This is a genomic window from Rosenbergiella sp. YN46 (assembly GCF_036620675.1).
In the GTDB taxonomy this organism is placed as follows: domain Bacteria; phylum Pseudomonadota; class Gammaproteobacteria; order Enterobacterales; family Enterobacteriaceae; genus Jejubacter.
In genome coordinates, this window is sequence record NZ_JAZHEE010000015.1 from 47,516 (window position 1) to 70,533 (window position 23,018).

Consider the following 23,018-nt stretch of genomic DNA (forward strand, 5'->3'; position numbering starts at 1 on the left):
GCCCGTAGGGTAAAGCGCAATAACGGCAAAAAAACTCTGGCTGGTATGCCGTCTGGCTTTAGATTTCGATTATATCCCGTACAGTAATCTAACCTTCTGATAACTTACTCATTACCAGAATAATAAACTGCTGGTGAGGTGCTTTTAGCATGTCATCCGGAAATGATTTTTGTATTTTCCCCTCGACAGTAGAAAATTTTTCGTGGCAGGATGGAGAAAGGCTATGTATTGGCCGCGTCGCTCGGACGGTCCGGGCGCTGACGTAAATAAAGAGGAATCTATGACTGACTCCAGTCCCAAGCGCCATTTCGGGCGTATCGATCGTCTCCCCCCTTATGTTTTTAATATTACCGCTGAACTGAAGATGGCTGCGCGACGGCGCGGCGAAGATATTATCGACTTCAGTATGGGCAACCCGGACGGCGCCACGCCGCCGCATATCGTTGAGAAACTCTGTACCGTAGCGCAGCGTCCGGATACTCACGGCTATTCCACTTCGCGCGGCATTCCGCGTCTGCGGCGTGCTATATCGCGCTGGTACCAGGATCGCTATCAGGTGGATATCGATCCGGAAAGCGAAGCTATCGTGACTATCGGCTCTAAAGAGGGGCTGGCACATCTGATGCTGGCGACCCTGGAGCATGGCGATACGGTGCTGGTGCCGAATCCGAGCTACCCGATTCATATCTACGGTGCGGTAATTGCTGGCGCCCAGGTGCGTTCGGTGCCGCTGGTGGAAGGGGTGGACTTCTTTAACGAGCTGGAGCGCGCTATTCGCGAAAGCTACCCCAGGCCGAAAATGATGGTACTGGGATTTCCGTCTAACCCCACTTCTCAGTGCGTCGAGCTGGAGTTTTTCGAGCGGGTAATCGCCCTTGCGAAGCGTTACGACGTGCTGGTGGTGCACGATCTGGCCTATGCCGACATTGTTTACGACGGCTGGAAAGCGCCGTCGATTATGCAGGTACCAGGCGCCCGCGATGTAGCGGTGGAGTTCTTTACGCTTTCCAAAAGCTATAACATGGCGGGCTGGCGTATCGGCTTTATGGTCGGCAACCAGGAACTGGTGGCGGCGCTGGCGCGTATCAAGAGTTACCACGACTACGGCACCTTTACGCCGTTACAGGTGGCGGCCATTGCGGCGCTGGAAGGCGATCAGCAGTGCGTGCGGGATATCGCGGAGCAGTATAAACGGCGACGGGACGTGCTGGTCAAGGGACTACATGAGGCAGGCTGGATGGTGGAATGCCCGAAGGCGTCGATGTACGTCTGGGCGAAGATCCCTGAACCTTATTCCGAACTGGGCTCGCTGGAGTTTGCCCGCAAACTGCTGAAAGATGCGAAAGTTTGCGTATCGCCGGGCATCGGTTTTGGCGAATACGGCGATACTCACGTGCGTTTTGCGTTGATTGAAAACCGCGATCGCATTCGTCAGGCGGTGCGCGGGATTAAAGCGATGTTCCGGGCGGACGGATTACTGTAGCCGGGTGTCAGTAACATAAACAGGAGCCGATGGCTCCTGTTTTTCTTCCCCGGCGGGGTTAATCAAGCATCAGGAAAAAGGTGCCTGCCCACAGGATCAGAATCACCGAGATGCCCATCAAAAAATATTTCACGTCACTTTGCTCCGCGTTTCCGTCTGTACGCTTGAATTCCACATATCACTTCAGAGTTAAGCACAGTATCAGGCCGTGTGGCCCGGGAAGCAGTTGGCAGCATTTTGCATACTGTTTCCTCTGACGCTGTGGCCCGGACGGGTCAGACGGCGCTAATTTACCTGCAAAGCCGAATCGAGACAAGCGCCGCTGCCTGGCCTGATAAACATTTGGTGCGAAAGGAAGTTTAGGGCGTCCTGCTTTTTCTGTCATCGTAACGCAGCGGGGTCTACGACGTGTGGTTAATTTCCACCGCGCGGTATCGTTAGGTGCGCCATTCCAGAAATCTCGCTGGCTTCGGCACCAAAGAGGCGTCACTTCGTCGACAACGTCAGAGTAACGCCCGACCCGGGCGATGAGTTGTCGACGCGGTATTGCTGGTGCCTCAGCGAAAAAAAGCCGTTGCCTGACGCAGCGTAATGCCAATGCCCCACAGTAGCGGAATCCCTACCATCAGCCAGCTCACAATCAGCGGAAGGTATTCAGGATTCGCCTGCCAGCTAATCACCGGCCGTTGTGCGTTATCCGGCATTGTTACCGTTTCGCGCATTCGGTATTTTTCCGCTACCGGTCGTACCAGTAACGTACAGATAAGCCCGACGAGCAGCAGCCCCGAGAGTACGATAAGTGTTATGTCGTAAACCTGGCGTGGCGGCACGCCGATGCTTAACTGCCAGTCGCGCAGATAGTTGACCAGTACCGGGCCGCTAATTCCCGCCGCTGACCAGGCCGTCAGCAGACGTCCGTGAATGGCGCCAACCATACGGGTACCGAAGATATCAGCCAGCCAGGCGGGAATGGTCGCAAAGCCGCCACCGTACATTGAAATAATGATACACAGCACAATGGTATACAGGGTGACATTACCCGCATCATTAATCAGCAGAAGCGAACTATAGAGGCCCGCGCCCAACAGAAAAAAGAGGGCGAAAGTGGTTCGCCGGCCGCACAGATCCGACAGTGAAGCCCAGAAAAAGCGCCCCATAATATTGAACAGGCTGAGCAGTCCGGTGAATCCTGCCGCCAGGGTGGCGATGTGCGCCAGTTGGGGCTTATCGAGCTGCTGCCAGTTGAGATCCAGGCCCAGCAAACGTCCGGCAAAGATCTCCTGAAGCATAGGGGAGGCCATGCCCAACAGCCCGATACCGGCGGTGACATTCAGCCATAGTACCAGCCACAGCAGCCAGAACTGTGGAGTGCGCCAGGCGACGTTGACGTGCACCTGAATATAGCTAACGCCGCGCCCGGTTGATGGATGGAGATAACCTTCAGGCGTCCAGCCGTCGGGTGGCACCCGATAGCTCAGGGTGCCGGTGAGCATAAAAACGGTATAGATAACGGCCAGCGCCAGCAGGCTCTGCCATACGCCGTAACCCTGGTCGGTGGCGAAAATGGTCATCAACCAGTCGGCCAGCGGTGCGCCGATTAGCGCGCCGCCGCCGAAACCCATAATTGCCATACCTGCCGCCATGCCGCGTTTATCCGGAAACCAGCGCATCAGCGTGGAAACCGGTGAGATATAGCCCAGCCCCAGGCCGATACCGCCGATAGCCCCGGCCCCAAGCCACAGCAGCCATAGCTGATGGGTGTAAATGGCGAGTGACGACAGGGCTAGCCCGCCGCACCAGCACAGGGTCGCCACCATACCCACCCGCCGCGGCCCCACCTTTTCCAGCCAGTCCCCCCAAAGTGCCGCCGCCGCCCCCAGAAAGACGAAGAACAGGGTGTAAGTCCAGCCGAGCATTGATATTTTCCAGTCGCATTCCCGGGTAATAAGCTGCTGCCAGACGTTCATTTTCGCCGGGCAGGCCAGCGGTGTGTTGCCCCCGATAAGCTGTGACATTGGTAGCCAGTACACTGAAAAACCGTAGGCCATGCCGATACACAGGTGCAGCGCCAGCGCCGCAGGCGGAACCCGCCAGCGGTTGTAGCCCGGCCGGGCGATGGTGCGCTGTTTACTGAAAAAATTGCCCTTTGCGGGACTAAACGGCAGGTCGCCGACGCTCTGTTGAGTCATATTCTGCTCCTTGATATGGGCCTGGCGCATGGAAACGCCGTCTGGCGATTAAGTAAGCAGAATGAGTGCCAGGCGCGGGAGGCCGGGATAAAAGTGAGAGACAGAACGATTAAGCATGGTTAAAAAAACAGCATGAAACCCAGGCCAGTGAAAGCTGGCAAGGATACCCCATCACAGGAGAACGCGCAGGGTGCCGTTTTGAGAATCCCGGACTGCAAAGCTTCCCGGCAACCGGCGATTACTGATTCTCAAATTGAGAACTGAAGTGAGCGCGTAGCGGGTTATTGAAGGTATGTAAATTTCTGCGTATGATTGATTATGTTATTGATATTTATGTGTTTTTTTAACATAGGAGACAATGCAATGCGAAAATACCTGACTCAGGAAGAGATTGAGCGCTTGATTATTGCAGCCAGTGCCGGAGTACATGCGAAACGTGATGCCTGCTTAATAAAAATGTGCTTTATTCACGGCTTTCGGGTGACTGAGCTTTGCAAAATTCAGCTGCAACATCTGGACCTTAACAGTAAAACGCTGTTTGTGCATCGTAGTAAAAACGGATTATCCACTATTCACCCGCTGGTCAGCAGCGAAATGCCCTTATTACTGGCGTGGCTGGAGGAGCGTAAAGCCTGGCGCAATTGCGGGAGCGACTGGCTTTTTTTATCACAAAAAGGGGGGCGGCTCAGTCGTCAGCAAGTTTATTTACTGTTTCGCAAATACGGAAAAATAGCGGATATCGCCGTTGAGCCTCATCCCCATATGCTTCGTCATGCCTGTGGCTATGCACTTGCCGATCGCGGTGCCAATACGCGTTTAATTCAGGATTATCTTGGCCATAAGAATATACAGCACACGGTGATTTACACCGCCAGTAACTCACGCCGGTTTATTAATGTCTGGGAAGACTTAACCACTTAAAAAACATGACATTTTGAGCCAAATTGACATGATTCTAGGAAGATTCCCACATTTTGTCAATGGGTATTTTGATTTTTCTTAACACCATAACTTATTGATAAAAATGATTATTAACATTATTTACCTGACGAAAACATCTTCCTGACTGGCCATTTTCTTAAGAATTGTCCCGCATCCTTCATCACCAGGGAAAATCAAAAAATACATATAAAACAACATATTAATCATCCTGTTTTGAGCCAAAATATAACAATTTGGCTCAAAATGTAATGTTTCTGATTTTGTACCGTGGATCTCCTTTCCTGCAGGCGAGAGGCTGTGACTGTGGGAGAAATATTTAGAAGTGTTTAAATGGTTTTAATACAAAGGGTTGCGATATGAATAGGGTTTTTAAAGTTATCTGGAATCACTGTCAGCAGCGGTTTGTCGTAACCTCTGAGCTGGCCCGTAATAACAGCTGCATTAGCCAGAATAACCCGGCAACGGCGTGCTCAATTGAAAATAAAAGAAGAATAACCTTATTTAGAACTTCATCCTTGACGATTGCCATTTTCTCAGTTATGGGAATAACTGCTTCTGCCATGGCAGCAGATATTCAGGTCCACGACTTTACACCCCAGGATAAATACGAAGAAGTTATCTCTGGAGCTGGAAATAACTTAATCGGTAGCTTTGCTGGTATTCAGCGGGGTGAAGAAGGTTATCGCTGGACGACGCTGGGACAGGCAAAAAAGGACGGAATAATTACCAGTGATAGCGCCCAGTGGGTCGATCACTATATTTTCCGCATAGGTTCGCAGACCAAAGTGATTAACTATGTCGATCCCGTAACCGGTAATCAAACCTCGATGAAGGTTTATGACAATAGCGATATGCAGACCGAACCGGCAAAAGATTTTCGGGTGGTGGTTTCAACACCGGTGGGGGCAGACGGTCAGTATGTGGATCGCAACTTCTACCAGATTGGCAGCGGAAGTGCGCTTGATGTCAGCGTGGGTAAGGATTCTGCAAACTGGGTGGGGGACGATAGCAACCACTTTAGCGCCATTCTGAAAAGCTCCAGTGCGACAGAAAACCGGGCTTCGGTGTTTCACGTTACTGGTGACAGCGGTGCGGCGGCATTGAATTACGATACCAAAAACGTCGTGGTATTAGGTAATCAAAACAATAATATTCGCGACCAGGGCAATGCACTGGCAAATATGACCGCCGCCGATTTCGTTGGCAAATTCGATAGCGTGATTGGCGAACAAAACGTGACCAGCGTTGAAGAGTTCAAAGCCTATAATGACGCGCTGATTAAGGCGATCGAGAGCGGTCAGGTTCAGCTTACGGAGAAGGAATACAGCGATGAGTTGAATAAGGCCAGAGATACTGCGCTGCATTCCATCTATGCCGATACCAGCAGTATTGGTAGCGACGACGCCCTCAGGGCGCAGACCAACCGCGATGCGGTCGCTTATATTCACGCTGAAGGCGAACAGGCGAGCGTTACTATTAATAACGACGCCAATATTCAGATGGTGAACTCTGACGCCAGCGTGGTGAACCTGGAAAACGGCGCGACCCTGGTGAACAACGGTACCCTGGGAACGGCGGATAATACCTATCGCGGCGCCTATGTGGTAGCTGCCCATGGTGGTTCGCAGGTTGAAAACAATGGCGTGATCGATGCGGGTACTAACCCGGAAATGGCCGGGTTTCTCCAGCCTGGTGCCTCAAGCGCCTTAGGTGCCTCTGGCGTGGCGGCGGGCGCCCAGATCGCCGTACTGGCCAACGGCGCCTCGGTAGTGAACAACAACGCCTCAGGGGTGATTAACCTGGCTTCGCGCGATCACTATCACGGCAATACCGGTATTCTGATGAGCGACAATGCCACCCTGAATAACGAAGGGGCTATCAACATTGCCGCCAGCAAAGAGGGCGCCAGTATCCTGGGCTCCGGCGCTAATATCGGTGTTGTGACTCAGGGCAATACCACCTTTAATAACCGCGGCACTCTCTATATCGGTCGTATGGCTCAGCGCGCGCCGGGTGATGCCAGCCAGGATCTGGCGATTAAGCAGGAGTCTATCGGCGTACAGCTTTACGGCAACGGTACCTATAACGGCGAAGCGGGATCGCGGATCGTGATTGGCAGCCAGGTACAGAATGCCACTGCCATCGATGTCGGCGGTGCTGCCCAGCTTGCGCAGAATGGAACCATTGAAATCAACGGTGCGGTGGCCGGTCAGGAGGTCGCCACCAATACCGGGATCCTGGCGCGGGAAGGCACCAGCACGGCGAAAGTGGTTAACAGCGGTACTATCGATCTTAATGGGCTGAACAGCATCGGGATCAAGGTGCTGGCGAACGGTCAGGCCACCAACAGCGGCACGATCAACGTGAAAGGAGGGCTGGATCCCATCAGCCACTATGCCAGTTACGGTATCTATGCCGAAGGCGAAGGAGCGCAGGCACTCCTTTCCGGCAAAGTGAATCTGAGCGGCGACGGCGCCATTGGCGTTCACGCCCGCTTAAAAAGTGAAATCAATGTCACCGGCAGCGGCGAAGTGGCTTTTGTGAGCGGCGCCCGCCAGACGGGTTATTACATCTACGGCGCCGGATCCTCGATTAAGAATACCGCCAGCGGCGTGCAGGATGTGACGACCACGGATTCGACGCTGTATCGGGTGGACGGCGGCGCCGCATTTGACGGCGGCGTGACTGATGCCGCCCAGCTTAATGCCAGCGGCGCCGGCGCCACCATTGTGCGTACCACCGGGCAGGGCAGTACTTTTAATTCGGGCAAGATGGCGCTGAGCGTCACCGGAACCGGCGCCACCGGGATCCGCATTGAAGGCGGCGCACAGGGTGAGATCGGCGCCGATGCGGTGATCGTCAGGATCGACGGTCAGAACACCACCGCCGGCATTGTGGATGGCGATTATTACGATCTGGACGGCAGCGTTAATGAGGCGAAGCACGGCAATTCGGTGTTGACCAGCTACGCGACGCTTGAAACCAGCAATACTGCCAACGGCGCTTTTGGCTACATCGCCCGTAACGGCGGTACCCTGATCCATCAGGGCAATATCGACTTTACCGCGACGGACAGTACCGGCGTTCTGGTGGATGGCGGCACCCTGGATAATCGCTCAACCATTGATGTTAACGGTACTGCCGTCAATATTCAGGGAGCGGATTCCCGGGTAACCAATAGCGGCACCGTGACCGCCACCGATGGAACCGCCGCCTATCTGGTCGGTAAGGATGCCAGCCTGACGCTGACCGGCAGCGGCGAAACCCGTGCCGCAGGCAGCGCGCACGGCATTTTGTTGGATCAGGGGGCCAGTGGTCTTAGCGTTGAAGGCGCCACCATCAGCATGGACAACGCGGGTAGCGGCAGCGCGATTGAGAACCGCGCCGCACTGGCCGGCATTCAGCTTAAAAAAACCACCATCAACGTCGGTAACGGCATCGGTGTACATACCGGCGCGTCCATGGCCCAGACTAACTCTGGCACCATTAATGTTTCCGGCAGCGGTACCGGCATTCTGTTTGAAAATATCGATGGCTCCCGAACCGATGAAGTACTGGATATGCGTGATTCCCGGGATCTGGTGATCAACGTACAGCAGGCCGACGGTAAAGGGATTGTGACCAATGCCTCGTCGGATCTCGATACCGGCGCCAGCGTTAACGTGCTGGACAGCAACGGCGGCGCGGCGCTGATTGTGGGCGGAACGACGCAGCGGGTAGGCCAGTACGGCAATCTGACCTCCGTATCGCAAAATAGCCCGGTGGTCGACGTTAACAATGGTTCGCTGACCAGCTTTACCAACTACGGTACGATTCAGGCCGACAGCCGTGAGCAGGTCGCGTTGGATAACCATACCGGCAGCGGTATCCAGTTTACCAACGCCAGCGGCGGTGCCATTACCGGCCAGGTTAACCTGCTGAGCGGCGATAACCTGGTCACACTGGTCTCCGGCAGTACCGGCAATGATTTCACGACCGGCAACGGTGACGATCGCTTCCTGCTGAAAGATATTCAGAACGGCGAAACCGGGCTGTTCAGCTCCCTGAACGGCGGCCAGGGCAATGACACGCTGACCCTGCAAAATTCCCGTTATACCCTGAATAACGCCGATGCCGTCACCGGTATGGAGCATATCGAACTGACCGATGGTTCGGAATTTACCCTGGATAACGTGACGCTGGCGCTGGGCGATGCCCAGGACGATGGCGCCGGAACCGGTTATCAACTGGACGGCAGCAGTACGCTGACGCTGCGCCAACAGGCGGATACCGCCTTTAACAGTCATCTGGCGGGTACCGGCACCGTGGCGGCAGATACCGCTGGTCATCGTTTTGACTTTACGACCAATAATGCCAGCGACGGCTTTAACGGTACGCTGGCATTGACCAACAGCCGTTTCGAGCTGGATGGCCTGAATACCCAGGCGCTGAGCCAGGCGACCCTGAGCGCCGGTAGCGGTAGCCTGACCCACGTCGGGATCGGCGAGCAGAATATTGGGGGGCTGGACTTTAACGGTGGAACCGTCAGTTTCGATGGCGTGACGCCCGGTGAGGCTCAGGCGGCAGGCGTTATCCATGCCCATGAGATAGACCTGTCAGGGCGCGGTAACGTTCAGGTGGATACCGGTATTGTCAGCAACGATCGGCCTGCGCCTGACGATCGACTTTCTCTGCTGGAACAGGACGATGACAACGCGCTTATCAGGCTGGCTACATCCGACAGCGCGGTACAGGGCGGTGCGGGTAACCTGACGCTGCTCGGCGCCGACGGCAACCCCATTAATGATGCGGTGACGGTGGATATCGCCCAGAACGGAGAGACGGTGGCTCGCGGCACCTGGGACTATCGGCTGACCAGCGGCAGCGGCGATGGCTTGTATATCAACTATGGGCTGACTCAGGTCGAACTGCTGGGGAGTGGCGATAGCGCGCTGACGCTGGATGCGGCAGGCAACACCGGCAATAGTGCAGATCTGAGCGCCAGAGTGACCGGTAGCGGCGATCTGGCCTTAGATAGTCAGCCTGGTCAGACGGTATCTCTTTCCAATATGGATAACGATTATACCGGCGTGACCGACGTACGCGGCGGCAATCTGTTGATGCAAAACGACAACGTGCTGGGTAATACCCGGGAGCTGCGGCTGGCGACGGAAACCGGTCTGGATATGAATGGCCACAGCCAGAGCATTGGCCTTCTGAACGGCGACGAGGGTTCTCTGCTTAACCTGAACGGCGGCAGCCTGACGCTGGAAAACGGCGGTAGTTCCGCCGGAGAACTGGCTGGCTCGGGCGCGCTGACGCTGGCAAGCGGAACGTTGACGGTGAAGGGCGCCAATACGGCGTTGAACGCGGAAACGACCATCGCGGATGGTGCTAAGGCGCTGCTGGATAACGCCAGCGGTCTGGGGCGTGGCGATATTCAACTGGATGGTGAACTTCATCTGAACGGGGCCGAAGGCGCTATGGCGAATGCGCTGAGCGGGGCAGGCGAGCTGGCGCTGGCGGGCAGCACTATTGCACTCACAGGTAATAACAGTGATTTTGCCGGCAATATCGATATTGACGGTGATTCACAGCTGCAAATTGCGCTGGCGCAGCATATCGGCCACGCGGATATTCAGAATGAAGGTTCGCTGGTGGTGGCGAGCGCCAGCGACTGGACGCTCGATAATCGGGTGAGCGGCGCAGGGGATTTCTATAAGCGGGGCGGCGGTACCGTAACGCTGACCGACGCCGCGCAGTGGCGCGGCGTGACGGAGATCGAGCAGGGCGGATTGACCCTGGGCCAGGCCGACCAACCGGTAACGCTTGCCAGCCAGCAGGTCAATATTCGTGAACAGGGTATGCTTTCCGGATTCGGCGGCGTGGCGGGCAATATCGATAATGCCGGTGAACTGAGGCTGGGGAACGGCGTACAGAGCCCGGCCGGAAGCTTCAATGTCGGCGGTAATCTGGTCAACAGCGGTGATGTGACTTTCGGCGTTGCTGGCCAGGCCCCAGGCAACCAGCTGGTGGTTCAGGGGAATTATCAGGGCGCCGATGGTCGCTTGAACTTCAATACCGTGTTGGGCGGCGATGATTCGCTGACTGACAGGTTAGTCGTGAAGGGCGATACCGAAGGGCAGAGCAGCGTGCGGGTAACTAATGCCGGCGGCAGTGGTGCTCAGACCCTGAACGGGATTGAGTTGATTCACGTCGACGGTAAATCGAACGGCGAATTTACTCAGCAAGGCAGGATCGCCGCTGGCGCCTGGGACTACACCCTGGCGCGGGGAGAAGGCGGCAACAGCGGCAACTGGTATCTCACCAGTCATGCCTCTGGCACCGATCCGGATAATCCTGATTCTGGCGAAGATGACAACCGCCGCCCGGAAGGGGGCAGCTACACGGCTAACCTGGCGGCGGCCAACACTCTGTTTGTCACCACGCTGCACGATCGTCTGGGGGAGACTAACTATGTCGATGCGCTGAGCGGCGAAAAGCGAGTCACCAGCATGTGGATGCGTCACGTTGGCGGCCATAAGCGCTGGCATGACGGCAGTGGCCAGCTCGCTACTCAGGAGAACCGCTACGTTATGCAACTCGGCGGTGATATCGCGCAGTGGAGCCGGGACGGCGAAGATCGCGGTCATCTGGGGCTGATGGCGGGCTATGCCAACAGCCATAGCTCGACCCATTCCTCACGTACCGGGCACGGCGCTAAAGGGTCGGTCAACGGCTACAGCGTGGGTATCTACGGCACCTGGTTTGCCAATGAGCAGGATAAATCCGGGCTTTATGTCGATTCATGGCTGCAGTACAGCTGGTTCCGTAATCAGGTAAACGGCGACGATCTGCCTGCGGAGTCTTATCGTTCGAAAGGCTTTACTGCATCGCTGGAGAGTGGTTACAGCTTCCGCCTGGGCGAGTACCAGGGAAGCAAAGGCACTACGACCGAATGGTTTATTCAGCCTCAGGCTCAGGCCGTCTGGATGGGAGTGAAGGCCGACGATCACTATGAGTCAAACGGCACCCGCATTCAGGGTAAGGGCGACGGTAACCTGATGACTCGCCTTGGGGTACGAACCTTCCTGAAAGGCCATCATCAGATGGATGATGGAAAGGAACGAACCTTTGAGCCCTTTGTCGAGGCGAACTGGATCCACAACACCCGGGACTTCGCTGCGGTGATGAATGGCGTAACGACCCGCCAGGACGGCGCCAGAAATATCGGCGAAATCAAGGTGGGGGTTGAAGGGCAGGTGAGTCCGCGCCTTAACCTGTGGGGCAATGTGGGCGTTCAGGTGGGGGATAAAGGCTATAACGACAACGTAGCGACCTTGGGCATTAAATATAACTTCTGACCAGCGGCAGACGGCGGTGCGGTGTCAGACCGCGCCGCCGCGCCGGGTATTATCAGGTATCAACGTGAAAATAGTGACCCGTAATTACTTCCTGGAAAAGGGGATCGCCGCCATTGTGGCCGAATTAGCCAGCCAGATGAATTATCTGCCATTGTTTATCGATATCAGCGATCCGGGGCCATTCCCGACGGTAGATATTACCCGCCATCAGGTTCTTTTTTATATCACCCAAAAAGCGCCGGGGCCGGGCGAGGAACATTTGCTGCATACCCGGATTCACGAAGGCATTTTTATCAGCCTGCCTATGACGGTGGCCGAGATGGGGCGCATTATCCTCAACGGTATGAAATATGGCTATCCGCGCCGACGTATTCCCAGAGAAAAGCAACTGACCGCCAATGAGCTTCGGGTGATTGGTTTTCTGAGCGAAAAGGGGAATCTTCAGTCCTGTGCACGGACGCTGGAGGTGGGGATGAAAACCGTTAGCATCCGTAAGCGTCGGGCCATGAAGAAACTGGGTATCGACTCGACTCAGGAACTCTGTCAGTTTATGCGGGTGCTGAAATCGGTGGCCGGCGCGGTACGCCAGTCCACCTTTAAGCATCCGTTTTCGGGGAACGACGCCTGATTCAGATTCCCTTCACCGTGGCGGAAGCATCGCGTTTCGCCACCTCAAAATTACGGGCATCTTTCGCCATATTATCTACCACGCCTTTCATATCGTTCAGCGTCAGCAACTTATTCGCGTTGGAGATCTGCTTGCCCTGGCCTTTACGCACAAACTTCGCCACCACTTTATGGGTCTGTGAATCCATCAGCTCACCTTCAAAATAAAGATGGGTATCCTGGGTTCGGTAGCCGGTGACATACTCGGTTCCCGCCAGCGCCAGCGTGATGGGCAGTACTTCATAAAATTGAAGTCCCTGGTTTGAGGTGTCCACCGCGGTAATGGCGCTGCGGAACACCAGGGTACCTTTACCCGGTTTATCGACCAGCGGATAGCGTTGGGATACCGCATCCTTCATCTGAATATCGGTATAAGAGAGGATCTTATCCAGGGTCTCTTTACCGATCCGGGTGGTCGGTTTGGGTTCGGGATAATAGACGACCGGCTGATAAATGACGCTATGGTAGTCTTCAGGGTGAAAGTCTTTGGCGACCCAGCGCATTACCGGCTTGCCTGAGGCGGTCTGGGCCTCTTTGAGCCCGGAGTAGTCTTTCAGAAAGCCGGAATACTGCTCCGGTGAGGCAAGTTTGCTGGCGCAGCCGCTTAATAGCAGGGCACTGCCGGCGAATAAAAATGGAACAAAAATTGAACGCTTCATATCGACTCCTGGGATAGAGGCGCCGATTATAGCGGTGTTGAAAAACATCCTGGTTAATCATGAGTTTAGTAGATCTAATTTCGCGAGGGGTTATTACAAAGGAAACAAAGCTCTGGGGCTATCTTCGCTATAGATCTTCAGGATTATATAATCTTATGATTAAAAGATGTTTTTCTGGGGGATACGAAATAATTCGCTCGCCTGATTGAGTTTATAGTTCGCGGATGTATGAATTTAATAAGGGATATGAAGAAAGGTAGAGATGAATGGCGCCCCCTGCAGGAATCGAACCTGCAACTAGCCCTTAGGAGGGGCTCGTTATATCCATTTAACTAAGGGGACGGCGGCGACCAGTATACCTGTTTTTGCCGTCAGGTTAAGCTACCTGCCGCCTGACTGCTTAAAGTATCGCCAGCCGCTATTCCACCTGCGCGCTACGGCGCTTTTTTTGAGTTGCCATAGCGTTACGGATCCGGGTGCGGCTAATCAGCGCGAAGATAAAGGCACTGCCGATAATATTGTCCGCAAGCACCGACAGAGGGGAAGGGCCACAGGAACTCACTCCAGTTAAAGGTCAGGAAGAAATGTCCAGACGCTGCCGGGCACAATATGGGGAGCTCGTCTGAAGCGATAAGCCGGGTCATCAGGCTGGCGCATGGTGATTTTTCCCTCCGTTTGTCATCCCGGTATTAAACGTAGCCGCGCGCCGGGAAAACTATCCGATCAGTTTTTGATCTGGTTAAAAAACATTACTCCTTTATGGTTAGTAATCAGGCCCCGCAGGGCTTAGAGCACGCCTGTGGTGTATGGTATGATTCCCGCGCCCTGAATGATGATGGAGTCCCTCCCCGATGCTTGATGCGCAAAATCTGACCTGCGTTCGCGATGAACGGGTGCTGTTTCAGGCGCTGTCGTTCACCGTTTGCTCGGGCGATGTGGTACAGATCGCAGGCCCTAACGGCGCCGGAAAAACCTCGCTGTTGCGCATCCTGTGTGGGCTGGCATCGATGGAAACGGGGCAGGTATGCTGGCGTGAAACGCCGCTGCGGCGCGATCGCGAAGGCTATCATCGGGAACTGCTGTGGCTGGGCCATCAGCCCGGGGTCAAAAACGTGATGACGGCGGACGAAAACCTGCGTTTTTTCCACGCCGATTCCGACCAGCAGGCGCGCTGGCAGGCGCTGGAGGCGGTCGGACTTGTGGGTTATGAAGATGTACCCGCGGCCCAGCTTTCCGCCGGACAGCAGCGGCGGGTGGCGCTGGCGCGGCTGTGGTTGAGCAAAGCGCCGCTGTGGATTCTGGATGAGCCTTTTACCGCGCTCGATGTCTCCGGAGTGGAAAAACTAACCCAACGTTTTGAATTTCATGCCGCCCGGGGGGGAATGGTGGTACTGACCACTCATCAGCCATTACGGCCAATGTCCTGCCCGCTGCGCTGTATTACCCTTGCTCCTGGTGTGATGGAGGAAGGCGCATGATGTGGCTTATCTTTCGGCGCGAGCTGCGGGTGGCGTTTCGCAAAGGGGCGGAAATTATTAACCCGCTGTGGTTTTTCCTGATTGTGATTACGCTGTTTCCGTTAGGTATCGGGCCGGAGCCGCAGATGCTGGCACGTATCGCCCCCGGGGTTATCTGGGTGGCGGCGCTACTCTCTTCGCTACTGGCGATGGAGCGGCTGTTTCGCGATGACTGGCAGGATGGCGGCCTGGAGCAGCTAATGCTGATGCCGCTGCCGCTGCCTGCGGTGGTGCTGGCAAAAGTGGGCGCTCACTGGGTGGTGACAGGTCTGCCATTGCTGTTACTGTCTCCGCTGGTGGCGCTGCTGCTGGGGCTGGATTTTCACAGCTGGCAGGTAATGGCTCTGACGCTGCTGTTGGGCACGCCGACCCTGAGTTTTCTGGGGGCCATCGGCGTTGGACTCACGGTAGGGCTGCGGCGCGGCGGTGTTTTATTAAGCCTGCTGGTACTGCCGCTGACGATTCCGCTGCTGATTTTCGCCACCGCGGCGCTGGATGCGGCATCAATGAATTTGCCGGTAAACGGTTATATGGCGATTTTAGGCGCCTTTCTGGCCGGGAGTGCCACCCTTGGGCCTTTTGCCACGGCGGCAGCGCTCAGGGTTAGCGTTCAATAACAAAAGAATTTCTGAGCTTTGTGAGCGATAAAACAATGTGGAAAGCATTACATCAGCTGGCGATTCCGGAGCGGCTCTATGGCCTCTGCGGGCGCTTTATCCCGTGGCTGGGGCTACTGAGCGCTCTGCTACTGGTGGTGGGCTGCGTCTGGGGCTTTGCCTTTGCGCCAGCGGACTACCAGCAGGGGCAGAGCTATCGCATCATGTATCTGCACGTACCGGCGGCCATGTGGTCGATGGGCATCTACGCCTCAATGGCGATTGCCGCTTTTATTGGGCTGATTTGGCAGATGAAGATGGCCGATCTGGCGGTGGCCGCCATGGCGCCAGTCGGGGCCGTTTATACCCTGATTGCGCTGATTACCGGTTCCGCCTGGGGTAAGCCGATGTGGGGAACCTGGTGGATCTGGGATGCCCGTCTGACTTCGGAGCTGGTGCTGCTGTTCCTGTACGTTGGGGTTATCGCCCTGTACAACGCCTTTGACGACCGCCGCCTGGCGGGGCGCGCTGCCGGTATTCTGGTGCTGGTAGGCGTCGTCAACCTGCCGATCATTCACTATTCGGTGGTCTGGTGGAATACCCTGCATCAGGGCTCTACTAATATGCAGCAGACTATCGATCCGGCCATGCGGATGCCGCTGCGCTGGTGCATTTTTGGGTTCCTTGCGCTGTTTGCGACGCTGACGTTGATGCGTCTGCGTAACCTTATTCTTATTCAGGAGCGACGCCGCCCGTGGGTGGCCGCGCTGGCGCAAAAAGGGAGGAAAGCCTGATGCTACTGGCGTTCAATAGCTGGCAGGATTTCTGGGCGATGGGGGGCTATGCCTTCTACGTCTGGTTGGCGGTAGCGGCGACGATTATCGCCCTGTTCGGCCTGGTGGTTCATACCCTGTGGCAGCGTCGTGCGCTGCTGGCAGAGGTTCGCCGTCAACAGTCCCGCGAACGGCGTATTCGCGCGGCGCAACAGAATATTAAGCCTGAGGAAGCCTAAGTGAATCCACGTCGAAAAAACCGGCTCTGGCTGGCAGCGGCGCTGCTGGCGGGGGTAGCGCTCACTGTTACGCTGGTGCTTTATGCGCTGCGTTCCAATATCGATCTCTTCTATACCCCCGGCGAAATCATCTACGGTAAAGGGGAAAGTCATCTGAAACCAGAACCGGGGCAGCGCCTGCGGGTCGGCGGCATGGTGATGCCCGGCAGCGTGAAGCGTGATAAAGAGAGCCTGAAGGTGAACTTTAAGCTCTATGACGCCCGCGGCACGGTGGATGTTTCGTTTGAGGGCATTCTGCCGGATCTGTTCCGCGAAGGGCAGGGGGTAGTGGCCCAGGGAGAGTTGGGCGAAAACAATCATATTATTGCCAAAGAGGTTCTGGCCAAACATGATGAAAACTATACGCCGCCGGAAGTGAAAGAGGCGATGAAAGAGAACCATCATCGCCCCGCGGAAGCTTATAAGGATAATCACTGATGATGCCGGAAATAGGTAATTACCTGCTCTGCCTGGCGCTCGGCATTGCGCTGGTGCTGAGCATCTGGCCGCTGTGGGGCGCGTCCCGCCAGGACGCGCGGCTGATGGCGCTGGCGCGACCGCTGGGCTGCGCGCTGTTTGTGGCCATTCTCGGCTCGTTCCTTACCCTGGTGTACGCCTTTGTGGTCAACGACTTCACCGTGCTGTATGTGGTGAATAACTCCAATACCGAACTGCCGGTCTGGTACCGGGTAGCCGCCACCTGGGGGGCGCATGAGGGCTCGCTGCTGCTGTGGGTGCTGCTGATGAGCGCCTGGACCTGCGCGGTGGCGCTGTTCAGCCGTCGGATGCCGCTGGATTCCGTGGCGCGGGTGCTGGCGGTGATGGGGATGATTAACGTTGGTTTCCTGCTGTTTATTCTGCTGACCTCAAACCCCTTTACCCGCACCCTGCCGGATTTTCCCATCGAAGGGCGCGATCTGAATCCGCTGCTGCAGGATATCGGGCTAATCTTCCATCCGCCGCTGCTGTATATGGGCTATGTCGGTTTCTCGGTGGCCTTCGCTTTCGCCATCGCCTCGCTGATGGCGGGCAAGCTGGATACCGCCTGGGCGCGCTGGTCGCGCCCCTGGACCCAGGCCGCCTGGGTGTTCCTGACCATCGGTATCGTGCTGGGCTCCGCCTGGGCTTATTACGAGCTGGGCTGGGGCGGCTGGTGGTTCTGGGACCCGGTGGAAAACGCCTCCTTTATGCCCTGGCTGGTGGGTACCGCGCTGATGCATTCGCTGGCGGTAACCGAAAAGCGCGGCAGCTTTAAGGCCTGGACCGTGCTGCTGGCGATTACCGCCTTCTCACTCTGCCTGCTCGGCACCTTCCTGGTACGCTCCGGCGTGCTGGTATCGGTGCATTCCTTTGCGTCAGATCCGGCGCGCGGCATGTTTATTCTGGCGCTGCTGGTGATTGTGATCGGCAGTTCGCTGCTGCTCTACGCCGTGAAGGGCAACCGGGTACGGGCCCGCGTCAGCAATGAGCTGTGGTCGCGCGAATCTTTCCTGTTGGGCAACAACGTGCTGCTGGTAGCGGCCATGCTGGTGGTGCTGTTAGGCACGTTGCTGCCGCTGGTTCATAAGCAACTGGGGCTGGGCAGCATCTCTATCGGCGAGCCTTTCTTTAACACTATGTTCAGCGTGCTGATGGCGCCGTTCGCCCTGATGCTGGGCATCGGGCCGCTGGTACGCTGGCGCCGCGACGAGCCTCACAAGCTGCGCGGGCGCTTGCTGATTGCGCTGGTGGTCACCGCGCTGCTTGCGCTGCTGCTGCCGTGGCTGTTCCAGGACAGGATCGAAGCGATGACGGTAGTCGGGCTGCTGATGGCCATCTGGGTCTTTGTGCTGGCGCTGATGGAAGTTCATGAGCGAGCCACCGATCGCCACGGCCTGTGGCGCGGGCTGATGAAGCTGTCGCGCAGCCACTGGGGTATGGTACTGGGCCACGTTGGTGTAGCGGTGACGGTAGTGGGCATCGCCTTTAGTCAGAATTACAGCATTGAGCGCGATGTGCGGATGAAGTCCGGTGATAGCGTGAATATCCACCAGTACCACTTCACCTTCCGCGACGTGCACGATATTACCGGCCCGAACTACCGGGGCGGGGTAGGGATTATCGACGTCACCCGCAACGGCAAGCCAGAAGCGACGCTGCGCGCCGAAAAGCGTTTTTATAACAGCAACCGGATGATGATGACCGAAGCGGCTATTGACGGCGGGCTGACCCGGGATCTCTACGCCGCGCTGGGCGAAGAGCTGGATGACGGTAGCTGGGCGGTACGTCTGTACTATAAGCCCTTTGTGCGCTGGATCTGGTACGGCGGCGTGTTGATGGCGCTGGGGGGCGTGCTCTGTATGTTCGATCCGCGTTACCGTTTACGTAAAACGCTGAAAGGGGCGCGCAATGAATCGTAAAGTGTTGTTTATTCCGCTATTCCTGTTTCTGCTGCTGGCGGCGGCGCTGCTCTGGCAGCTGGTACGCAATGCCGATGGCGACGATCCGACCCGCCTGGAATCGGCGTTGATCGGCAAACCAGTGCCGGTATTCCGCCTGGAGTCGCTGGAAAACCCGGGAAAAACCTACGATCAGTCAGTACTGACCGACGGCAAGCCGCTGCTGCTTAACGTCTGGGCAACCTGGTGCCCCACCTGCCGTGCCGAGCACCAGTTCCTGAACGGCCTGTCGGCCCAGGGGATCCGCGTGGTGGGTATGAACTACAAAGACGATCGCCAGAAGGCGGTGCGCTGGTTGAATGAATTAGGCAATCCCTATGCCCTGAGCCTGTTTGACGGCGACGGAATGCTGGGGCTGGATCTGGGAGTTTACGGCGCGCCGGAAACCTTCCTGATCGACGGTAAAGGGATAATCCGTTACCGCCACGCCGGCGATCTTAACGATCGGGTCTGGCAGCAGGAGCTGAAATCGCTGTGGGATAAATACAGCCGGGAGGCGGGGGCATGAGCCGGTGGTTAATCGGGCTGATGGCCCTGGTGGTGACGTTCGGCGCCAGCGCGGCCATCGATACATACCAGTTTAAAAACGAGGCCCAGGAGCAGGAGTTCCGCCAGTTGACTGAACAGCTGCGCTGCCCTAAATGCCAGAACAACAGTATCGCCGATTCTAACGCCATGATCGCCGCTGATATGCGCCAGAAGGTATACGAGCTACAGCAGCAGGGCGAAAGTAAGCAGCAGATCATCGACTATATGGTGGCGCGCTATGGCCACTTCGTCACCTATGAGCCGCCGTTGACGCCGCTGACTATTTTACTGTGGTTGATTCCGGCGCTGTGCGTCCTGGTGGGCGCCGCAGCGATTGTGATGCGTAGCCGCCGTCGCGGCAAGCGCGATGAAAGCGCCCTGAGCGAGCAAGAGCAGCAGCGGCTGAAAGCGCTGCTGGAAAAAGAAAGGAAGGCGCCATGACGCTGCTGATTATTACTATTATTGTTCTGCTGTTGGCCGTATCGCTGCTGCTGTTTATACCCTGGGGGCGTGCTCAGAGCCCGGATCGCAATGAAATGAACCGCGCTTTTTATCATGCCCGGCTGCAGGAGCTGGAGCGGGATAATGCACCGGTCTCACCCGAGCAGCGCGAGCGGATGGTCGAAGAGCTTCAGCAGAACCTGCTGCAGGATATTCCTGATGAGCCAGGTGAGGGCGCTGGTCGCACATCCAGCCGCTGGGTGTTGCTGCCTGCGATTTTGTTGCTGGCGGCGGTGAGTGTTGGCGTATTTTTAAAAACGTCGGGCGTTTCAAAAGTGCGTGAATGGCAGGCCGTTACCCGACAGACTCCAGCGCTGATGCAGCGGGTGATGGATCCTGATGCCCGGCCGCTGAATATGGAAGAAATGGCGCGTCTGGGACTGGGGTTGCGTACCCGCTTGCAGGACGACCCCACCAACGTTCAGGCCTGGCAGATGCTGGGACGTATCGGTATGGTGCTGAATAACGCCGGTACCGCCTCGGAGGCTTTCGAACGCGCCTGGAAACTGGCGCCGGATAACGCCAGCGTAAAGCTGGACTATGCTGAAATATTGACCCGTTCCGCCGATCCTCAGGATAATCAGCAGGGCGGCGCTATGCTGCGCGAAATGCTGCGCGCCGATCACACCAATATTCGGGTGCTGAGCCTGCTGGCATTTAACGCTTTTGAGCAGAAACAGTATCAGGAAGCCATTGGTGCATGGCAGATTATGCTGCGACTGCTGCCGGCGGGTGATGAACGCCGGGGGGTTATCGAACGAAGCATCGCGCAGGCCAAAGTGGAAGCTGGCGTAGACAACGTGAAACTGGCTGTTACAATCACGCTCACGCCGAAAGCCAAAAAAACCTTGCCCGAGAACGGGATACTATTTGTTTCGGTGACCGATGGCGAATCGAATGTGCCGGTGGCGGTAAAAAAACTACCACTGGGCCACTTCCCGCTGTCGCTGACGTTAGACGATACCGATGCCATGATGCCCAACCGGCCGCTGTCCGGCCTGCATCGCGGTGTTGTAAAGGTGCATATTTCTCAGAATGGCAGACCCGAGCCGCAGTCTGGCGACTGGCTTGGGGAAAGTGCGACCATCACGCTACCGGGCCAGGAGCCGGTAGCGGTGGAGGTGTCGCGACAGCAGCCTTGAGCGCGCCAGTCACATGATACAGGGAGATGCTATGAAACTTCGCCTGACCGGGCTGGCGATCGCCACTACTCTTTTAGTGGGTTGCGCCAGCTCCTCAGACCCTCAACAGCAGCAGGGGCGTTCCGATCCTTTCGAAGGATTTAACCGCTCGATGTACAACTTTAACTTTAACGTGCTGGATCCCTATGTCGTGCGGCCAGTCGCTGTGGCATGGCGGGATTACATGCCGCAGCCGGCGCGTAATGGCCTGAGCAACTTCACCAGCAACCTGGAAGAGCCGGCCATTATGGTCAACTCCTTCCTGCGTGGCGATGTTTACAAAGGGATGGTGCACTTCACCCGCTTCTTCCTGAACAGTACCCTGGGTCTGGGCGGTCTGATGGACGTGGCCGGCGCAGCGAACCCGAAACTGCAGCGCACCGAACCGCACCGCTTTGGTAGCACTATGGGCCATTATGGAGTGGGTTATGGCCCCTATATGCAGTTGCCGTTCTACGGAAGCTTTACCCTGCGAGAAGACGTCGGCGATATGGCGGATGACCTCTATCCGGTGCTCTCCTGGTTAACCTGGCCGCTTTCCATTGGTAAATGGACTCTGGAAGGGATCGAAAGCCGCGCCCAGCTGTTGGATTCCGACGGTCTGCTGCGTCAGTCGTCCGATCCGTACATTATGGTGCGTGAAGCTTACTTCCAGCGCCATGACTTTATTGCCAACGGCGGTGAGCTGAAGCCGGAAGAGAATCCCAACGCCCAGGCGATTCAGGACGATCTTAAGGATATCGATTCGGAGTAGTCGATATCGTTGGATGCCAGCCTCTTATTATTTACTTCGATGCCAGGAGGCTGGCACTGGTCACACCATCATACCGGGTCTGGGCTACTTTAAGTGCCCAAAATGGCCCAAAATCATCATTCTCTATTTTCCATCGTTTTACTTAATTTGCGCCATCATCAATAATCGGCGTTGCTTTTTGTTTTGGTCAAAAAGTGAACGTATTGTGCTGGTGCTGGTGCTGGTGCTGGTGCTGGTGCTGGTGCTGGTGCTGGTGCTGGTGCTGGTAAAATCACATCTATAATTAATAAGGATAATAACTGGCGGTAATATTATTGTTTGTGTCTGCCGGCATGTTTAACCCATTATTTTTAATGGTAATGTCTTTTTATTTCTTCTTTTTTTCCTGGCGCTTTATTTGTAATGTTTACACTAATTATACCAGCACTGATATCGCTTATTGATTTCTATTATTCAGACTTCTATAAATATAGATGTGAGGGAACACCTCGCGATAGAAGATTTATCCTAAATCAATTTATCAGGAGTAGGGAAAATGAGAGATCTTAACTCAAATGAATTAGCCGAAGTTTCTGGCGCAGGTGCTATTAAAGATGCAGGTGCTGCATTAGGTACTGGTATTGGCGCTATCATTGAAGCTGCTGGTGTTAAAGGTGCTGCTGAAGCTGGCACGGCACTGGGTACGGGAATTGGTGCTGTGATTGAAACGGGCGTTAATCTGCTCTCTTCAATCTTTGGCGGCCTGTTCGGTAAAAAATAAAATCTGACTTTATTATAGCCATAAGATATTTTCTTATGGCTATTCTGGAGGGAATATGCGTGAGTTAAATGCTGCGGAAATGACCGTTGTTAATGGCGCTGGCGTTGTGCAGGATACTCTGGGGGACGTTGGCGGCTCGATTGGCAGTATGGTCGGTGGCGGAATTGGTTCGCTGCTCGGCAGCGCTCTGCCGGTAGTCGGAAACTTTATTTTCGGTCGCCTGGGTCAATCGATTGGTAACTTTATTGGTTCAGGTATTGGCAAAGGTGTTGGTGGTCTGGTTGAAAAAATATTTGGCATTGCATAAGTAGTTCGCACTGTCGCCAGTTGGGATTAATTTTACGTTAATATTGTTACTTTTTCGGGTGTTAAGCTTCGATTCTGGTCTATATAATATTCATTATCCCTGG

19 protein-coding genes and 1 tRNA gene are annotated in these 23,018 nt (G+C 55.8%); 16 read left to right on the plus strand and 4 right to left on the minus strand.

The genetic code is table 11. From position 1 onward, the window contains the following. Positions 1 to 280 precede the first annotated feature (280 nt). Entirely contained in the window at positions 281 to 1,483 is a 1,203-nt protein-coding gene (alaC, locus tag V3W49_RS12605) for an alanine transaminase (RefSeq protein ID WP_500145885.1), read from the plus strand. A gap of 58 nt (positions 1,484 to 1,541) precedes the next feature. On the opposite strand, the gene ypdK is transcribed toward alaC, so the two are convergent. Next, positions 1,542 to 1,658: a membrane protein YpdK gene (gene ypdK / locus V3W49_RS12610; RefSeq protein WP_216646545.1), complete on the minus strand. Its 117-nt coding sequence runs from the start codon at positions 1,656 to 1,658 to the stop codon at positions 1,542 to 1,544. A 382-nt stretch (positions 1,659 to 2,040) separates the two neighbouring features. Beyond that, positions 2,041 to 3,672 (minus strand): OFA family MFS transporter, encoded by a 1,632-nt coding sequence (locus V3W49_RS12615; RefSeq protein WP_500145886.1) that lies wholly within the window; start codon positions 3,670 to 3,672, stop codon positions 2,041 to 2,043. Between the two features lie 333 nt (positions 3,673 to 4,005). Between V3W49_RS12615 and V3W49_RS12620 the strand changes: the two genes are divergently transcribed. The 3 genes from V3W49_RS12620 (at position 4,006) to V3W49_RS12630 (ending at position 12,585) form a co-directional block, all read left to right on the plus strand. After that, on the plus strand, positions 4,006 to 4,593 hold the full coding sequence (locus V3W49_RS12620) for a tyrosine-type DNA invertase (protein WP_500145942.1): 588 nt from the start codon (positions 4,006 to 4,008) through the stop codon (positions 4,591 to 4,593). A 377-nt stretch (positions 4,594 to 4,970) separates the two neighbouring features. Continuing rightward, positions 4,971 to 11,957 (plus strand): autotransporter outer membrane beta-barrel domain-containing protein, encoded by a 6,987-nt coding sequence (locus V3W49_RS12625; protein WP_500145887.1) that lies wholly within the window; start codon positions 4,971 to 4,973, stop codon positions 11,955 to 11,957. A gap of 64 nt (positions 11,958 to 12,021) precedes the next feature. Further along, complete coding sequence (locus V3W49_RS12630; protein WP_500145888.1) at positions 12,022 to 12,585, plus strand: helix-turn-helix transcriptional regulator; 564 nt, start codon at positions 12,022 to 12,024, stop codon at positions 12,583 to 12,585. Position 12,586: 1 nt separating this feature from the next. Here V3W49_RS12630 and V3W49_RS12635 read toward each other — a convergent pair whose 3' ends face one another. Beyond that, complete coding sequence (locus tag V3W49_RS12635; protein WP_500145889.1) at positions 12,587 to 13,282, minus strand: DUF3313 domain-containing protein; 696 nt, start codon at positions 13,280 to 13,282, stop codon at positions 12,587 to 12,589. Between the two features lie 267 nt (positions 13,283 to 13,549). Next, positions 13,550 to 13,624: transfer RNA gene (locus V3W49_RS12640), tRNA-Arg, on the minus strand. Between the two features lie 509 nt (positions 13,625 to 14,133). Between V3W49_RS12640 and ccmA the strand changes: the two genes are divergently transcribed. From ccmA to V3W49_RS12700, 12 genes are all read left to right on the plus strand, one after another. Beyond that, entirely contained in the window at positions 14,134 to 14,760 is a 627-nt protein-coding gene (gene ccmA / locus V3W49_RS12645) for a cytochrome c biogenesis heme-transporting ATPase CcmA (protein ID WP_500145891.1), read from the plus strand. Beyond that, positions 14,757 to 15,416 carry a heme exporter protein CcmB gene (gene ccmB / locus V3W49_RS12650; RefSeq protein WP_500145893.1) on the plus strand — a complete coding sequence of 220 codons (660 nt, stop codon included), beginning with the start codon at positions 14,757 to 14,759 and terminating at the stop codon, positions 15,414 to 15,416. The genes ccmA and ccmB overlap by 4 nt, the downstream gene beginning before the upstream one ends. 35 nt (positions 15,417 to 15,451) lie before the next feature. Next, positions 15,452 to 16,189 (plus strand): heme ABC transporter permease, encoded by a 738-nt coding sequence (locus tag V3W49_RS12655; protein ID WP_500145943.1) that lies wholly within the window; start codon positions 15,452 to 15,454, stop codon positions 16,187 to 16,189. Continuing rightward, a complete protein-coding gene (gene ccmD / locus V3W49_RS12660) occupies positions 16,189 to 16,407 on the plus strand; it encodes a heme exporter protein CcmD (RefSeq protein WP_500145895.1) in 219 nt (72 codons plus the stop codon). Before V3W49_RS12655 ends, ccmD begins: the two co-directional genes overlap by 1 nt. After that, positions 16,408 to 16,884 (plus strand): cytochrome c maturation protein CcmE, encoded by a 477-nt coding sequence (gene ccmE, locus V3W49_RS12665; protein ID WP_500145897.1) that lies wholly within the window; start codon positions 16,408 to 16,410, stop codon positions 16,882 to 16,884. It abuts the gene before it with no gap. After that, complete coding sequence (locus V3W49_RS12670) at positions 16,884 to 18,845, plus strand: heme lyase CcmF/NrfE family subunit (RefSeq protein ID WP_500145898.1); 1,962 nt, start codon at positions 16,884 to 16,886, stop codon at positions 18,843 to 18,845. Before ccmE ends, V3W49_RS12670 begins: the two co-directional genes overlap by 1 nt. Beyond that, positions 18,835 to 19,392: a thiol:disulfide interchange protein DsbE gene (gene dsbE, locus V3W49_RS12675; RefSeq protein ID WP_500145899.1), complete on the plus strand. Its 558-nt coding sequence runs from the start codon at positions 18,835 to 18,837 to the stop codon at positions 19,390 to 19,392. Before V3W49_RS12670 ends, dsbE begins: the two co-directional genes overlap by 11 nt. After that, positions 19,389 to 19,853 carry a cytochrome c-type biogenesis protein gene (locus V3W49_RS12680; RefSeq protein WP_500145901.1) on the plus strand — a complete coding sequence of 155 codons (465 nt, stop codon included), beginning with the start codon at positions 19,389 to 19,391 and terminating at the stop codon, positions 19,851 to 19,853. Before dsbE ends, V3W49_RS12680 begins: the two co-directional genes overlap by 4 nt. Then, positions 19,850 to 21,055 (plus strand): c-type cytochrome biogenesis protein CcmI, encoded by a 1,206-nt coding sequence (gene ccmI / locus V3W49_RS12685; protein ID WP_500145903.1) that lies wholly within the window; start codon positions 19,850 to 19,852, stop codon positions 21,053 to 21,055. The genes V3W49_RS12680 and ccmI overlap by 4 nt, the downstream gene beginning before the upstream one ends. 31 nt (positions 21,056 to 21,086) lie before the next feature. Then, positions 21,087 to 21,848: a phospholipid-binding lipoprotein MlaA gene (gene mlaA / locus V3W49_RS12690; RefSeq protein ID WP_500145904.1), complete on the plus strand. Its 762-nt coding sequence runs from the start codon at positions 21,087 to 21,089 to the stop codon at positions 21,846 to 21,848. A gap of 535 nt (positions 21,849 to 22,383) precedes the next feature. Continuing rightward, positions 22,384 to 22,608, plus strand: coding sequence for a hypothetical protein (locus V3W49_RS12695; protein ID WP_500145906.1), 225 nt, complete (start codon positions 22,384 to 22,386; stop codon positions 22,606 to 22,608). A 55-nt stretch (positions 22,609 to 22,663) separates the two neighbouring features. Continuing rightward, the gene (locus tag V3W49_RS12700; RefSeq protein WP_500145908.1) at positions 22,664 to 22,915 is read left to right on the plus strand and encodes a hypothetical protein; all 252 of its coding nucleotides are present in this window, start codon (positions 22,664 to 22,666) and stop codon (positions 22,913 to 22,915) included. Positions 22,916 to 23,018 lie beyond the last annotated feature (103 nt).

What these genes read in the sequence shown, in the direction of transcription:
- V3W49_RS12695 (WP_500145906.1), top strand. Translation starts at nt 22,384, where the DNA reads ATGAGAGATCTTAACTCAAATGAATTAGCCGAAGTTTCTGGCGCAGGT.
- ccmI (WP_500145903.1), top strand. Translation starts at nt 19,850, where the DNA reads ATGACGCTGCTGATTATTACTATTATTGTTCTGCTGTTGGCCGTATCG.
- V3W49_RS12700 (WP_500145908.1), top strand. Translation starts at nt 22,664, where the DNA reads ATGCGTGAGTTAAATGCTGCGGAAATGACCGTTGTTAATGGCGCTGGC.
- mlaA (WP_500145904.1), top strand. Translation starts at nt 21,087, where the DNA reads ATGAAACTTCGCCTGACCGGGCTGGCGATCGCCACTACTCTTTTAGTG.
- V3W49_RS12635 (WP_500145889.1), bottom strand. Translation starts at nt 13,282, where the DNA reads ATGAAGCGTTCAATTTTTGTTCCATTTTTATTCGCCGGCAGTGCCCTG.
- V3W49_RS12670 (WP_500145898.1), top strand. Translation starts at nt 16,884, where the DNA reads ATGATGCCGGAAATAGGTAATTACCTGCTCTGCCTGGCGCTCGGCATT.
- ccmD (WP_500145895.1), top strand. Translation starts at nt 16,189, where the DNA reads ATGCTACTGGCGTTCAATAGCTGGCAGGATTTCTGGGCGATGGGGGGC.
- ccmA (WP_500145891.1), top strand. Translation starts at nt 14,134, where the DNA reads ATGCTTGATGCGCAAAATCTGACCTGCGTTCGCGATGAACGGGTGCTG.
- V3W49_RS12620 (WP_500145942.1), top strand. Translation starts at nt 4,006, where the DNA reads ATGTGTTTTTTTAACATAGGAGACAATGCAATGCGAAAATACCTGACT.
- V3W49_RS12680 (WP_500145901.1), top strand. Translation starts at nt 19,389, where the DNA reads ATGAGCCGGTGGTTAATCGGGCTGATGGCCCTGGTGGTGACGTTCGGC.
- V3W49_RS12655 (WP_500145943.1), top strand. Translation starts at nt 15,452, where the DNA reads ATGTGGAAAGCATTACATCAGCTGGCGATTCCGGAGCGGCTCTATGGC.
- V3W49_RS12625 (WP_500145887.1), top strand. Translation starts at nt 4,971, where the DNA reads ATGAATAGGGTTTTTAAAGTTATCTGGAATCACTGTCAGCAGCGGTTT.
- alaC (WP_500145885.1), top strand. Translation starts at nt 281, where the DNA reads ATGACTGACTCCAGTCCCAAGCGCCATTTCGGGCGTATCGATCGTCTC.
- dsbE (WP_500145899.1), top strand. Translation starts at nt 18,835, where the DNA reads ATGAATCGTAAAGTGTTGTTTATTCCGCTATTCCTGTTTCTGCTGCTG.
- V3W49_RS12615 (WP_500145886.1), bottom strand. Translation starts at nt 3,672, where the DNA reads ATGACTCAACAGAGCGTCGGCGACCTGCCGTTTAGTCCCGCAAAGGGC.
- ccmB (WP_500145893.1), top strand. Translation starts at nt 14,757, where the DNA reads ATGATGTGGCTTATCTTTCGGCGCGAGCTGCGGGTGGCGTTTCGCAAA.